10 protein-coding genes are annotated in these 14287 nt (G+C 66.6%); 9 read left to right on the forward strand and 1 reads right to left on the reverse strand.

Annotated features, from left to right (window positions below):
- The first annotated feature begins 152 nt into the window (after positions 1-152).
- The 3 genes from VHB27_RS03490 (at position 153) to VHB27_RS03500 (ending at position 6302) form a co-directional block, all read left to right on the forward strand.
- Positions 153-2219, forward strand: coding sequence for a hydantoinase/oxoprolinase family protein (locus VHB27_RS03490; RefSeq protein WP_325597536.1), 2067 nt, complete (start codon positions 153-155; stop codon positions 2217-2219).
- On the forward strand, positions 2216-3880 hold the full coding sequence (locus VHB27_RS03495) for a hydantoinase B/oxoprolinase family protein (RefSeq protein ID WP_325597537.1): 1665 nt from the start codon (positions 2216-2218) through the stop codon (positions 3878-3880). Before VHB27_RS03490 ends, VHB27_RS03495 begins: the two co-directional genes overlap by 4 nt.
- Positions 3881-4154: 274 nt before the next feature.
- Complete coding sequence (locus tag VHB27_RS03500; RefSeq protein ID WP_325597538.1) at positions 4155-6302, forward strand: tetratricopeptide repeat protein; 2148 nt, start codon at positions 4155-4157, stop codon at positions 6300-6302.
- A gap of 28 nt (positions 6303-6330) precedes the next feature.
- Here the strand turns inward: VHB27_RS03500 and sthA are convergent, their stop codons facing one another.
- Positions 6331-7722, reverse strand: a complete 1392-nt coding sequence (gene sthA, locus VHB27_RS03505; RefSeq protein ID WP_325597539.1) for a Si-specific NAD(P)(+) transhydrogenase — start codon at positions 7720-7722, stop codon at positions 6331-6333.
- 256 nt (positions 7723-7978) lie between these two features.
- Here sthA and VHB27_RS03510 point away from each other — a divergent pair, with 256 nt between their 5' ends.
- The 6 genes from VHB27_RS03510 to VHB27_RS03535 all read left to right on the forward strand — a co-directional run bounded on the left by VHB27_RS03510 (position 7979) and on the right by VHB27_RS03535 (position 14195).
- Positions 7979-9235, forward strand: coding sequence for a thiolase C-terminal domain-containing protein (locus VHB27_RS03510; RefSeq protein ID WP_325597540.1), 1257 nt, complete (start codon positions 7979-7981; stop codon positions 9233-9235).
- A gap of 16 nt (positions 9236-9251) precedes the next feature.
- On the forward strand, positions 9252-9773 hold the full coding sequence (locus tag VHB27_RS03515) for a Zn-ribbon domain-containing OB-fold protein (protein WP_325597541.1): 522 nt from the start codon (positions 9252-9254) through the stop codon (positions 9771-9773).
- 34 nt (positions 9774-9807) lie between these two features.
- Positions 9808-9963 carry a hypothetical protein gene (locus tag VHB27_RS03520; RefSeq protein ID WP_325597542.1) on the forward strand — a complete coding sequence of 52 codons (156 nt, stop codon included), beginning with the start codon at positions 9808-9810 and terminating at the stop codon, positions 9961-9963.
- A 182-nt stretch (positions 9964-10145) separates the two neighbouring features.
- Positions 10146-11429: an ABC transporter substrate-binding protein gene (locus tag VHB27_RS03525; protein ID WP_325597543.1), complete on the forward strand. Its 1284-nt coding sequence runs from the start codon at positions 10146-10148 to the stop codon at positions 11427-11429.
- A gap of 390 nt (positions 11430-11819) precedes the next feature.
- On the forward strand, positions 11820-13172 hold the full coding sequence (locus VHB27_RS03530; protein ID WP_325597544.1) for an ABC transporter substrate-binding protein: 1353 nt from the start codon (positions 11820-11822) through the stop codon (positions 13170-13172).
- A gap of 144 nt (positions 13173-13316) precedes the next feature.
- A complete protein-coding gene (locus tag VHB27_RS03535) occupies positions 13317-14195 on the forward strand; it encodes a carbohydrate ABC transporter permease (RefSeq protein WP_325597545.1) in 879 nt (292 codons plus the stop codon).
- Positions 14196-14287: the final 92 nt, after the last annotated feature.

Consider the following 14287-nt stretch of genomic DNA (forward strand, 5'->3'; position numbering starts at 1 on the left):
CTCGGGCTTATGGGTTTGGGCGCGTACCCTAGCACCCAACCGCGGATCAGCGCGATATGCGCCGAGGACGGGAGAGGCGTCCGAAGAACCACCTTTCCCCCTCCTCCGAGCCGCATTACGCTGCCCCAAACAGCCAAGGCCCGCTTCGCCGCATGACCGCTCGGACCCGCCTCGCCGTCGACATCGGCGGCACGTTCACCGACCTCGTCCTCTCCCTCCCCGACCGGACCGTCTCCGCCAAGCTGCTGACCACGCATGACGCGCCCGACGCCGCCGTCATCGACGGCACGCGCGCCATCCTGGCGGAAGCCGGCATCACCGGCGCCGATCTCGACCTCGTCGTGCACGGCACCACGCTGGCCACCAATGCGCTGATCGAGCGCAAGGGCGCCCGCACCGCGCTGATCACCACCCGGGGGTTCCGGGATTCGCTCGAGATCGCCTACGAACATCGTTTCGAACAATACGATCTGTACATGGAGCGGCCCACGCCGCTGACCGACCGCGACCTGCGGCTGGAGGTGCCGGAACGGATGGCCGCCGACGGGTCGGTGCTGCTGGCGTTGGACGAAGCCGCCTTGATGGTGCTCGTCGACACGCTGAAGGCGCGGCGGATCGAGGCGGTGGCGATCAGCTTCCTGCATTCCTACGTCAACCCGGCGCATGAGGAACGCGCGCGCGACCTGCTGGCCGCGGCGATGCCGGAACTCGCGATCACGCTGTCGTCCGAGGTTTGCCGCGAAATCCGCGAATACGAACGGACCTCCACCACCGTCGCCAACGCCTATGTGCTGCCGCTGATGGCCAGCTACCTGGGGCGGATGCGTTCGGGGTTCGCGGCGATCGGTGTGACCTGCCCGCTGCTGCTGATGATGTCCTCGGGCGGCATCTGCACGATCGAGACCGCCCAGCGCTTCCCGGTCCGGCTGGTGGAAAGCGGGCCGGCCGGCGGCGTGATCCTGGCCCGTCGCATCGCCGCCCAGGGCGGCTACAGCCGAGCGCTGAGTTTCGACATGGGCGGCACGACCGCGAAGATCACGCTGATCGACGATTTCACGCCGCAGCAGTCGCGGCATTTCGAGGTCGCGCGGGCCTATCGTTTCGCCAAGGGCAGCGGGATTCCGGTGCGCATCCCGGTGATCGACATGGTGGAGATCGGCGCCGGCGGCGGATCCATCGCGCGCGTGGACGCGCTGCGCCGCATCGCGGTCGGGCCCGACAGTGCCGGATCGGATCCCGGCCCGGCCTGCTATGGCCGCAGCGGCAGCGCCCCCACCGTCACCGACGCGGACGTCGTGCTGGGCCGCATCGACCCGGCCGGGTTCGCCGGCGGCAAGCTCAACCTGTGGCCGGAACTCGCCGAACAGGCCGTCATCGGCGATGTCGGCGGCGCGCTGGGCATGGATGTCGAGGAAGCCGCACGCGGCATCGCCGAGATCGTCGACGAGACCATGGCCAGCGCCGCGCGCGTGCACGCGGTGGAGAACGGCAAGGACACCGCCGAACGCACGCTGATCGCCTTCGGCGGCGCCGCGCCGCTGCATGCGGCCCGCCTGGCGCAGAAGCTGGGCATCGGCCGCGTGGTCATCCCGGTCGATGCCGGCGTCGGGTCGGCGCATGGCTTCCTGGACGCGCCGATCGCCTATGAAGTGGTCCGGACCGCGCTGATGCGGCTGGACGGGCTCGACCAGGGCGCGGTCGACGCGCTGTTCGCCGACATGCGGGCGGAAGCCGAGACCGTGGTGCGGCTGGGCTATCCCGAAGGCCCGCTCGCCGAACGCCGCGTCGCCTTCATGCGCTATCGCGGCCAAGGGCATGAGATCGCGGTGACGATCGACGGCGCGCTGGATCCCGCCGCGCTGCGCGCCGCGTTCGAGGCCACCTATGCCCAGTTGTTCGGCCGCGTCATCCCCAGGCTGGAGATCGAGGCCGTGACCTGGACGCTGGCGCTATCCCAGCCCTACGCCCTGCCCGAGGCCGACCCGCCGCCGCCGATGTCCGAACCGGCCAGCCCGACAGGCCTGCGCCGCCTGGTCGAATCCGCCAGCGGCGAGACGGTCGATGCCCCCGTCTATGACCGGCGGACGCTTGGCCAGGGCGCGACGCTGAAAGGCCCCGCCGCGATCACCGAAGCCGGCACCACCACGATCGTCCCGTCCGGCTTCACCGCCCGCATCGCGCTCGGCGGCGAGATCATCATCGAGGGAGGCGTCCGATGAGCACGCGCCGCAACATCTCGGAAATCGAGGTGCAGATCATGTGGAACCGCCTGCTCTCGGTCGTCGAGGAGCAGGGGCAGACGCTGGTACGCACCGCATTCTCCACCTCGGCGCGGGAGGCCGGGGACATCTCGGCCGGCGTGTTCGACCTCAAGGGCCGGATGCTGGCACAGGCGGTGACCGGCACGCCGGGGCACATCAACACGATGGCCGCATCCGTCGGGCATTTCCTGGACGTGTTCCCGGTCGCCGAGATGAAGGAGGGTGACGTCTACATCACCAACGATCCCTGGAAGGGCACCGGGCATCTGTATGACCTCGTGGTCGTGTCCCCCACCTTCATGGACGGCAGGATCGTCGCGCTGTTCGCCTGCACGTCCCACCTGGTCGACATGGGCGGCGTCGGCCAGACGCCGGAGGGGCGGCAGATCTGGCACGAGGGCCTGTTCATCCCGCTGCTGCGCCTGGCGCGCGCCGGGGAGATGAACGAGGACCTGCTGGCGATGATCCGCGCGAACGTGCGCGAGCCGGTGCAGGTGATCGGGGACGTGTATGCACTGATCGCGTGCAACGACATCGGCAGCCGCCGGCTGGTGGCGATGATGCGCGAGTTCGGCCTTCAAGAGATCGAGACGCTGGGCGAGGAGATCATTTCCCGCAGCCGCCGCGCGATGGCCGAGGCGATCGCCAAGCTGCCGAAAGGCACCTGGACCAACAGCATGCGGATCGACGGCTATGAATCGCCGATCGACCTGGTTGCGGCGGTAACGATCGGCGAAGACACGATCCATGTCGACTACACCGGCACCTCCGGCATGTCGTCCTATGCGATCAATTGTCCGCTGTGCTATACGGAAGCCTATACGACCTTCGGGGTCAATTGCGTCGTCGCGCCGACGGTGCCGAACAACGCCGGCACGCTGGACGCAGTGAAAGTGACGGCCCCGCCCGGCACCATCGTCAGCGCCACCTATCCCGCCGCGGTCTACGCCCGTTCCTCCACCGGCCACATGATGCCCGACGTGGTGTATGGCGCGCTGGAACAGGCGATCCCCGGCCGCGTGCCGGCCGAGGGGACGTCGAACCTCTGGTCGCTGAAGATGATCGCCGGCCATGGCCTGACCGGCCTGGGCGAGAAGGCCGGCACGCAGTTCATGGTCATGTCCTTCCATTCCGGCGGCGCCGGCGCCAGGCCGGCCCAGGACGGGCTGTCGGCCACGCCCTTTCCGTCCGGCGTGCGCAACGTGCCGGTCGAGGCGACCGAGGCGATCACGCCGCTGGTCATCTGGCGCAAGGAGCTGCGCCAGGATTCCGGCGGCGCGGGCAAGTTCCGCGGCGGCCTGGGCCAGGTGATGGAGGTCTCCTCGCGTGAGGACGCGGCCTTCGGCCTGTTCGCGGGGTTCGAGCGGGTGAAGTTCCCTGCCCGGGGCCGCAATGGCGGCATGCCGGGCCAGACGGGCGCGGTGTCGCTGGCATCGGGCGTCGAGCTGAAGCCGAAGGGCCTGCAAGTGGTCCCGCCGGGCGAGCGGCTGGTGGTCGAGATGCCGGGCGGCGGCGGCATGGGCTCGCCGGCGGAGCGCGACCCCGCGGCGATCGAGCGCGATATCCGGCTGGGCTACCTGTCGGCGGCGGCGGCCAAGCGGGACTATGGCTTCGGCTGAGGCTTCGGCCGAAGCCGCCGCACGCACGCCACCGTGAGCATCGCCGGACAATCCGTCGTTCCGCTGCACTGCGATCCGCGATAGGTAGGGGCCGGGCAGCGGCAACTCTGGGTCGTGCCAGGCCGCGGCAACGATCGGCGGAGACGGGAATGCGCAGGGACGGTGAGCAAGCATGAGGCGGTGGTTCACCCTTCTCAATCGGACAACGCCTCAACCCGTTGAGCCACCGCCGGCCACAGATACCCCCAGCCCGGCTGCGGGCATCGACCGCCTGATGGATCGGACCGGTTCGGATGCCAATCCGATCGCGCCGACGACGAACGATCTTTACCAGGAGCTGGTGCCGGTCCGCCGGCTGAGCATGCCGGCTTCCGCGCTGCTGGAACCGCCGCGCACCCGGTACGCGGACGAGGAGCGTCGTATCGCGGAGGAGCCCGCCGCAGGGCCGATGGCCAAGGCGGTCCCGGCCCCAAACGACGCCGGCATCCCGGGCGGTCCGTCCGAGGGTGCGCGGTCCGGGGACGCACAATCCCTTGGCGAGTCGTCCCCCAGCGAACCGCCCTCTGGCGAACCGCCCTCTCGCGAGCCGGCCGAGGAACCCAACCGTGACGCTGCCGCCGCGGCCATGCCGGCCGGAGCCGAACCGGCGCGGGCGGAAACGCCCCCGACGACTCCACCCCCGCAACATGCCTTCAAAGTGCCGCCCGTCCGGTGGGACACGCTGCACGCCATGGGGCAACTGGCCGTGCAGCAAGGCGATCCTGCCCTGGCCACCGACTGGTACCGGCTCACGCGCCTGGCGTTTCCGGACGTCTTTCACGGCTACACCGATGGCGCGGCGGCGCTGGCCCAGCTTGGTCGATTTGACGAGGGGCGCCAGCTACTCAACGAGGCATCCGCCCGGTTTCCCCAGGAGCCCGGCATTCCGGTCTCCTGGGCGCTGCTGGAAGCGCGTGCCGGCAACCCGGACATCGCGATCGAGCATTGGCGCGCCGCTCTGGCCTATCCGACCGGCGCCTGGTGGATTGCGCTTCGGCTCGCCGAGGCGCTGGACTCCCGGTCCCGCCACGACGAGGCCGACGCCGTCCTGACCCAGGCGATGGCGGTCCCGCACCTGCGCCATCCCGGCCTGTTGGCGAGGGCTGTCTCGGTTGCCGCCCAGCGCGGCGATTGGCCCGCCGTGACCGAACGGCTGATGGCCCTGGGGGAAACGGCGCCGGAGGAGCTTCTGGCGATCGACCTGGACCGGATCCTCGTCGCGCTGCGAGACGCCGATCCGGCCAGGTTGGCCACCGTGCTCCAGGCTTCCTGGGTAGAACCGGTGACGGACAGTCGGCAGACCGCCCCATACCGGCTGATCAACCAGGCCCGCCTGTCACAGCTTAGCGGCCGTCTTGCGACCGCGATGGCGCGGCTGGCGACGTTGCGTCAACTGATGCCACCGACCGCCACCCCCTATCTGCGGGTCGAGAGCATCCTGCGCGACGCCGGCTCCTCGGCCGCCGCCGACACGCTGCTGGCCGAAGCCATGGAGCGCCTGCCACAGGAGCCGGACCTGTGGTTGCGGACCGGCGATCGCGTGGAAGCGCGGGGCGACTGGCAGGGCGCGGTGACGCATTGGACCGCGATGAGCCGGCAGTTCCCCGACAATGCCTATCCCGGTTACCGCCTGCAGCAGGCGTTGCTGCGCCTGCGCGACCAGGCCTTGGACGCCGATCCGGCCGACGAACCGGCGCGGATATCCGTCGCGGACGCTCGGATGACGGAACTGGCGTTCGCCTTCGAAAGCCTCGGCGGGACCGGATTCGCCGGCGGATGCGAATTCGGCGGGGTGCAGCGCGCCTGGGGCGCTGAACCGCTGGGCCTGTTCCGATGGGCGACGGTGCCGCCAAAGACATTGATCGCCTGCCTGCAGGAGCGTTTCGCCGGCATCGGCGACGAAGCCACGACCGATCTTGCCCAGAGCGATGAAAGCTCCGTCCTGCTCTGGGAAATCCAGGACGGACGCTATGGCTACGAGATGCACAGCTTCATCCCGGTGGCCCAGATGGACCGGGACCAGATGATGCGGACCGCCTGCAAGCGGATGCGCTACTTGGCCGCCAAGCTGCTGCGAGACTTGGAACATCCCGCCAAGATCTTCGTCCACAAACTGGCCAGCCGACGGTGGGAGCCGGCGGAGATCGAGGCGCTGAGCGGCGCAATGGCGCAATTCCCCGGCATGCGGCTGGTTTGCGTGTGCCTCGCCGACGCGGATCACCCGGCCGGGGAGGTCGAGACCGTGGCGCCCGGCCTGATCATGGCGTCGATGGATTTCTCGACAGGGCACGACTGGGCGCCGCGGACCCCCGCATGGGAGGCGCTGTGCCGGCGGGTCCTGGCGGAGTGGCAACCGGCCGAACCGGTCGCGGCGGCGGTTTAGTCCGCCACGTCGCGGCCGGACGTGCCGGTCAGGCGATCCCCATCCGGTTCCACGCGTCCAGGGCGGCGATCTTGTACGCCTCGGCCAGGGTGGGATAGTTGAACGTGTTCTCGATGAAGTAATCCAGCGTGCCGTGCAGGTTCAGCACCGCCTGGCCGATATGGACCAGTTCCGTGGCGCCCTCCCCCACGATGTGCACGCCGAGCAGCCGCTTGGTCTTCAGGGAGAAGATCATCTTCATCATGCCGGTGTTCAGCCCCATGATGTGGCCGCGCGACGTCTCCCGGAACCGGGCCACGCCGCATTCATAGGGGATGCCGCGCTTGCGCACCTCCTCCTCGCTCATGCCGACGGTGGAGATTTCCGGCACGGAGTAGATGCCGTAAGGGAAGTAATCGGGCGCCGGTGGCATCGGGATGTTGAAGGCGTGGCACGCGGCGATGCGCCCCTGTTCCATGGAGGTCGAGGCCAGGCTTGGGAAGCCGATCGCGTCGCCCGCGCAGTAGATATGCGGCACGTCGGTCTGGAATGTTCCCGGATCGACCTTCAGCCGCCCGCGCTCGTCCGGCGTCAGTCCGCAGGCATCCAGGTTCAGGGAGTCCGTCGCCCCCACCCGTCCGGCCGCATACAGCAGCATGTCAGACCGCACCCGCCGCCCATTGGCAAGGATCGTCACCGGCCTGTCGTTCTCGAATTCGATCCGGTCGACCTTGGAGCCGAACCGGATCGCCATCCCGCGGTCGCGTAGCTGGTGGGTAAAGTCCTCGATCAACTCATGATCGATGAACTCCAGGAAGCTGGCGCGCGATTCCACCAGGGCGACGCTGACGTCGAGCGCACTGAAGATGGTCGCGTATTCGACCCCGATGACACCGCCGCCAACCACGCACAGGCTGCGCGGCAGTTGGGGGATTTCCACGATCTCATCGCTGTCGAGCACGGTCCGGCCGTTGAACGGCACGTCGGCCGGACGATAGGGACGCGTGCCGACGGCGATCAGGACCTTCTCGCCCTCCACGTGGCGGAGATCGCCGTTGCCCATGGTGATCTCGATCGTGTGCGGATCGATGAACCGGCCCATCCCGTTCATGGTCTGGACCTTGTTGCGGGCGAACTGATGTTCGAGCACATCGACCTCGTGATCCAGGGTCATGTGCAGGCGGGCCATCAGGTCCTTGGCGTCGATGTCCTTCTTGACGCGATAGGCGCTGCCGTAGAAGCCGCGTTCCCGCCAGCCGGTCAGGTTCAGCACCGTCTCCCGCAGGGTCTTCGACGGGATCGTGCCGGTATGGACCGACACCCCGCCCACCCGGCGGCCCTTTTCCACCACCAGGACGTCGCGGCCCAGCTTGGCGGCCTGGATGGCGGCCCTCCGCCCGGCCGGGCCGCTTCCGATTACGATGAAATCGTAGCGCGTCATAATTTCATGCTGCACCGCGAAAGCCTCTTGCGCCAGACGGTTTGACCTGTTTCCGGCACGAATATCCGGTCCGTCATAAAAATGTACTAACGGACGCGGCGCCGATGTTCATGGCCCTCCGTCCCGCTCCTCGTCATGGACCGGTGGAGCGGGCCATGGCGAGTGGGGCTGACTGCCACGCCGGCACCCCCGCCGGTTGACGACCGCTCGGGCTCGGACCAGCCTGCACCCCGAACCAAAGCCTGGGAGGAACGCCATGCCGGTACCGGCGGACACGGATGTCAGCACGCCGAAATACCTGCGCGACAAATACGCCATCGTCGGCGTGGGGGAGACGACCTTCACCCGCGGGTCGGACAAGACGACCCGAGCGCTGGGGACCTGGGCATTGCGGAATGCGTGCGCGGATGCGGGGATCAAGCCGTCGGAGATCGACGGCATGCTGTCCTACTCCAACAACGACAGCACCCCCGCCACCTTCATGGCCGGCGACATCGGCGCCCGGTTGAACTTCTACATGGATTGCTATGGCGGCGGATCGTCGACCGAGGCGCTGATCGGGCTGGCGATCGGCGCGATGGAAGCCGGCATGTGCAAGTGCGTGGCGGTGTTCCGGGCGATGAACGGCTTCTCCCAGGTGCGCATCGGCGGCACGGGCGCCCGTGCCGCCGCGCCGGTGACGGGCGACATGCTGCACAGTCGCGCCTATGGCTGGCAGAGCGCAGGGCAGATGTTCGCGCCGACCTTCATGCGCCACATGTACACATACGGCACGAAGCCCGAGCAGGTGGCGATGGTGAAGGTCGTGCATTCCGAACATGCCTCGAACAATCCGAAGGCGTATTACAAGAAGCGCTACACGGTGGATGACGTACTGGGCAGCCGGATGATCTGCAAGCCGCTGCACCTGCTGGACTGCTGCGTGGAGACCGACAACGCCACCGCGATCATCATCACCCGCGCCGACCGCGCCCAAGACATGCGCCAAACGCCGGCGCTGATCCGGGGGATCGCCGGGCGATGCTCCAAGCCTCGCATGGACATGCACTACCAGTGCGGTCCGATCGATCGTGTCGGCGGATACTATGCCAAGGACATCCTGTGGCCGAACGCCGGCGTGGGGCCCGAGGACGTCGATGCCACCGGCGCCTACGACGCGTTCACCTTCACTGCGATGCTGCTGCTGGAAGACTACGGTTTCTGCAAGAAGGGCGAAGGCGGCGAATACGTTTCATCCGGTATCACACGGCTGGGCGGCAGGCGTCCGAACAACACCTCCGGCGGGCACCTTTGTGAAGGCTACACGCACGGGATGAACATGGTGATCGAAAACGTGCGCCAGCTTCGCCATGACGCCGACGATTCCTGCCCGATCGGCCCGGACGGGAAACGGCAACACACATACGACTACCGCGAGGGCGGCTGCCGGCAGGTCAAGGACATCGAGCTCACCGCCAACCTGGGCTGGGCGAATCCGATGACGACCTCGGCCATGGTCATGCGGCGCGGTTGAGGCGGGAGTCAGAACAATGTCCGTATCCGGCACCTATCTCGGCATGACCCTCTCGCTCGACGAGCTGGATCACGAGAACCTCGATTACTTCAAGCACTGCGCGACGCATTCGTTTCACCTACAACGATGTGACGACTGCAAGCTGCTGCGCTACCCGCCGACCACCGCCTGTCCGTGGTGCGCCAGCCCGAAGGCGACCTGGACCCCGGTGGAAGGCAAAGGCGAGGTGCATTCCTATGAGGAAGTGCATCACGCCATCCAGCCTGCCTTCAAGAGCCACACGCCCTACCTGGTGCTGCTGGTCGATCTGGACACCCAGAAAGGCCAACCGTCGGAGCACGAGGCGCTGCGCGTGATCGCCAACCTGACCACGGCGGACGGCACGCTGGCGCCACCCGAAATGGTTGCACGCGTTGGCATCGGCACCCGCGTCCGGATGGTGTTCAGCGACGTCGCGCCGGACTTGTCGCTGCCGCAATGGACGATCGACGAAACCGCGGCGCAGCCTGCCAAGCCCTGGCGATACCCCGAGACCTGACTGCGTGCTGACCTCCCCGGTCGGTCAGGAGACCATGCGAACGGCCTCCTTCGTCGCGATGCTGGCCGTTGCCGCCTTTGTCGGCTCCAGCCTTCTGCGCGGCCGGGGCCGGGCGGTCCGTTATGGTCTTGCGATCGTGTATGCAGCGGTGATCCTGGCGTTCGTGCTGTATTCGCTTTTCGGCGGATGATTGTTGTCGGACAGCATGTCCTGACGTAGCCTACCGAAACGGCCCGTTTCGGTGACCGGAAAGAATGGCTCCGAAACAAGGCGCCGACAACGAATACAGGAGGTTGCGTGTCCATATTATCTGATGGCAAACCGCGAGGTGTATCCCGCCGGCGCGCGTTGACGATCGCGGCAGGATCGGCGGTGCTGCCGCTTGTCCATATCCGCACCGGCCGCGCCGCCGGCAAGCTGTCCGTGGGCTTCTGGGACCATTGGGTGCCGGCGGGCAACGAGGTGATGAAGAAGCAATGCGCCGCCTGGGGTGCCAAGAACCAGGTGGAAGTGCAGCCGGATTTCATCACGTCCAACGGCTCCAAGAACATCATGACCCAGGCGGCGGAAGCGCAGGCCAAGACCGGTCATGACATTCAGCAATTCCCTGGCTGGGAAACGCAGAATCACGCCGACCAGTTGGAACCCGTCGACGACGTGATGAAGCGTCTGACGGCGAAATACGGACCGGTCACCAAGGCTGCCGAATACCTGTTCACGAAGAAAAAGAGCTGGGTCGCGGTCCCTTGCAGCTCCGGCAACCAGAACAAGGGGCCGTGCGGGCGCATCTCGGTCCTGAAGGAGGTGGCGGGCCTGGACATCGTGAAGATGTATCCGGCGTCCGCGCCGGCGACGGCCGAAGCCGACAAATGGACCTACGACGCGATGCTGAAGGCCGCGGAGGCCTGCAAGAAGGCCAATATGACCTTCGGCATCGGGCTGGGCACGACACCCGATTCCGTCGACACCGCCGGCAGCCTGTTCGCCGCGTTCGGCGCCCATGTCATCACCGAGGAAGGGGGCGTGGACGTCCGCTCCGACCCGGTGCGGCAGGCGTTGGAATACGCACAACAACTGGTGAAATACTTGCCGGACGACGCAGTCAGCTTCGACGATGCGTCGAACAACCGGGCATTGATCTCCGGCAAGTCGGCGTTGATCTGGAACCCGCCCTCGGCCTGGGCGGTGGCCAAGCGCGACGCCCCGCAGGTGGCCGCGGATAGCTGGACCTTCCCCGCGCCCAAGGGACCCAAGGGCCGCTACCTGCCGCTTGGGGCGTTCTCCTGGGGCATCTGGAACTTCAGCCCCAACAAGACCGCCGCCAAGGAGCTGATCGAGTTCCTGTCGCAACGCGAAAATGTCGAGGAACGCTGCAACGCAACCGTCGGCTATGACGTGCCGCCCTTCGCCAGCATGACGGACTTCAAGATCTGGGACGAAGTCGAACCGCCGAAGGGCACGGTCTATCACTACCCGATCCGGCCGTCGCACCATCAGGAAAACTGGATCGCCATGGCCCCTGCCCCGCCGGAAATCGCGGTTCAGGCCTATAATCGCGGCACGCTGCCGACCATGCTCGCGAAGCTGAAATCCGGCCAGTCGATCAAGCAGGTGCAGGACTGGGCCGAAGACGAGCTGAGCGGCTTCACCCGCTGAACGGTCCCGGCCGGCAACCGCGGTTGCCGGCCGGTTTCCGGACTTCGTGAACGGTTGGTCTTAAAATCGCGTCAGACCACAGAAGCGCGTTGCGTGACGCCGCCGCAAAGGTTAGCTTGTCGAGCGTTCTGCCTGGATGGCGCATACACAAAAGCGGCACCGGGCGCACGGCAGGGTCAGGCTAACCATAACAATAATCGGTCATTCCGAACCGTTTGGGAGAGATATGTTCATGGGTGCGGCATCGCACAATCAATCGTTTCGGCGGCAAGCGCATGGCGGGCAAAACCTGTCCGTGTCCTGTCGCCGCGACGTGCGTTTGTGCGCCGCGCCAATCGTTTCAATCTCCCGCACACGGGCCGATAGGAAGGACCAGACGTGACGTCCAGGATGATGACGACTGTAAAGGCAGGCCGCCCTACCCGGCGTAAGGCGCTGAAGCTGGGGGTCGCGTCCGCGCTGCTGCCCCTGGTGCATATCCGCACCGGGCGCGCCGCCGGCAAGCTCTCGATCGGCTTCTGGGACCATTGGGTTCCGACCGGCAACGCCGTGATGCAAAAGCAGGTCGAGGCCTGGGGCCAGAAGAACCAGGTGGAGGTGCAGGCCGACTTCATCACCTCCAACGGCAACAAGAACCTGCTGACCATCGCCGCCGAGGCGCAGGCCAAGACCGGGCACGACGTGTTCGCCTTCCCGACCTGGGAAATCCACAACAACGTCGACAACCTGGAGCCGATGGACGACGTGATGAAGGAGCTGACCGGCAAGTACGGTTCAGTGAATCACGTCTGCGAATACTTGGCCAAGATCAAGGGGCACTGGATGGCGGTGCCGACCAGTTCCGGCACGCAATACAAAGGTCCATGCGGCCGTATATCCCTTCTGAAGGACCCCGGCGGGATCGACGTTCAGGCGATGTATCCGGCCAAGGCCGAACACACGGCGCTGTCCGACAAATGGACCTGGGACGCGCACCAGGCCGCCGCCGAGGCGTGCAAGAAGATCGGCAAGCCCTTCGGCATCGGCCTGGGCACGACGTCCGATTCGGTCGACTGCATCGGCACGCTGTTCGCCGCCTTCGGCGCGGAACTGGTCGACAAGGACGGCAACATCACCGTCAAGTCCGACAAGGTGAAGCAGGTGCTGGAATTCGGCCAGAAGATGGTCAAGGTCCTGCCTGACGACGCGGTCAGCTACGACGACGCCTCGAACAACCGAGCGCTGATCTCGGGGCAGAGCGCGCTGATCTGGAACCCGCCCTCGGCCTGGGCGGTCGCCAAGCGGGACGCGCCGCAGGTCGCGGCCGATTCCTGGTCCTTCCCCGCGCCGATCGGCCCGGCCGGCCGGTTCGAACCGTACCTGCCCTATTTCTGGGGCCTGTGGAACTTCAGCAAGAACAAGCCGGCCGCAAAGGAGCTGATCGTCTACCTGATGCAGCGCGACAACGTCCAAGCCCGCTGCAACGAGGTGGCCGGCTACGACGTGCCGCCGTTCGATTCGATGCTCGACTTCAAGATCTGGGAAGAGGTCGAGCCGCCGAAGGGCACGGTCTACAACTATCCGTTGCGGCCGTTCCACAAGGCGACGCCGCATATCGCCGCGCTGCCGGCCCCGCCGGACATCGCGGTGCAGATCTACAACCGAGGCACCATGCCGACGATGCTGGCCAAGCTGAAATCCGGCCAGTCGATCGACCAGGTGATCTCTTGGGCCAACGACGAACTGGAGGGCTTCACCCGCTGATGCGGCCGGACCGGACCCGTCCGGGTCCGGTCCCTTCGTCTGGTGAAACCATAACAAACGATTTAGGGAGGTTAGCGGATGGCGGACGGCGCAAGCATACCGATCGATCTCATGAAACCGGCCGGTCCGACAGGACGCAGCACCATGCGCCGGTTCGCCCAGCGGCGCTCGACCATCGGATTCCTGCTGTGCCTGCCGCTGATCCTGCTGGTCGCCGGCTTTGTCATCTACCCGGCGTTCTACGCGATCTACCTGTCGATGCTGAACAAGAAGATGACGGCCTTCGTCGGTCTCGGCAATTTCGAGTTCCTGCTGAAGCGCCACACGTTCCAGCTCGTCATCTTCCAGTCCTGCCTGTTCGCCATCACGGCGGTGGTGCTGAAGGCGCTGATCGGCTTCGTGCTGGCGCACCTGATGCACAACATTCCGGGCAAGAACCAGCGCATCTGGCGCGGATTGCTGCTGGTGCCCTGGGTCATCCCGCTGGCGCTGTCGACGCTGACCTGGTGGTGGATGTTCGACCCGTCCTACTCGGCGTTCAACTGGGTGCTGAACCAGTTCGGCATCGCCAACGTGCCCTGGCTGGGCGTGGGCTGGATCGCCCGGTTCTGCACCATCACCGTCAATGTCTGGTACGGCACGCCGTTCTTCATGATCATGTACCTGGCGGCGCTGAAATCGGTGCCCGACCAGTTGTATGAAGCGGCGGCGATCGACGGCGCCGGCGCGATGCAGAAGCTGTTCTTCGTCACCCTGCCGATGATGCGCAACATCATCGCCATCACGGTGCTGTTCAGCCTGATCGTCACCTTCGCGGACTTCGACATCGTCCGCATCCTGACCTCGGGCGGACCGCAGGACATGACGCATGTCTTCGCGACCTACGCCTTCCAGATCGGCATCCAGTCGGGCGACATCCCGCTGGGCGCGGCGGACAGCCTGTTCATGTTCCCGATCCTCGCCTTCGCGGCCTTCTTCGTGCTGCGCGGCGTCACCAAGCGCACCCAGGAGATCGCGGCATGAGTGCAACGACCCTATCGAACGCGCGGGCCGCGGCCGCGCATCGCAAGCACAGCCTGCACCGGCAGCGCCAGTGGGCGCTGTGGGGCAGCTAC

Origin of the sequence: Rhodopila sp. (assembly GCF_035548235.1) — a bacterium.
GTDB lineage: Bacteria > Pseudomonadota > Alphaproteobacteria > Acetobacterales > Acetobacteraceae > Rhodopila.

Bases quoted from the DNA above. Each gene is read 5' to 3' on its own strand.
- VHB27_RS03490 (WP_325597536.1), top strand. From the start codon at position 153: ATGACCGCTCGGACCCGCCTCGCCGTCGACATCGGCGGCACGTTCACC.
- VHB27_RS03495 (WP_325597537.1), top strand. From the start codon at position 2,216: ATGAGCACGCGCCGCAACATCTCGGAAATCGAGGTGCAGATCATGTGG.
- VHB27_RS03500 (WP_325597538.1), top strand. From the start codon at position 4,155: ATGGATCGGACCGGTTCGGATGCCAATCCGATCGCGCCGACGACGAAC.
- sthA (WP_325597539.1), bottom strand. From the start codon at position 7,722: ATGACGCGCTACGATTTCATCGTAATCGGAAGCGGCCCGGCCGGGCGG.
- VHB27_RS03510 (WP_325597540.1), top strand. From the start codon at position 7,979: ATGCCGGTACCGGCGGACACGGATGTCAGCACGCCGAAATACCTGCGC.
- VHB27_RS03515 (WP_325597541.1), top strand. From the start codon at position 9,252: ATGTCCGTATCCGGCACCTATCTCGGCATGACCCTCTCGCTCGACGAG.
- VHB27_RS03520 (WP_325597542.1), top strand. From the start codon at position 9,808: ATGCGAACGGCCTCCTTCGTCGCGATGCTGGCCGTTGCCGCCTTTGTC.
- VHB27_RS03530 (WP_325597544.1), top strand. From the start codon at position 11,820: ATGATGACGACTGTAAAGGCAGGCCGCCCTACCCGGCGTAAGGCGCTG.
- VHB27_RS03535 (WP_325597545.1), top strand. From the start codon at position 13,317: ATGCGCCGGTTCGCCCAGCGGCGCTCGACCATCGGATTCCTGCTGTGC.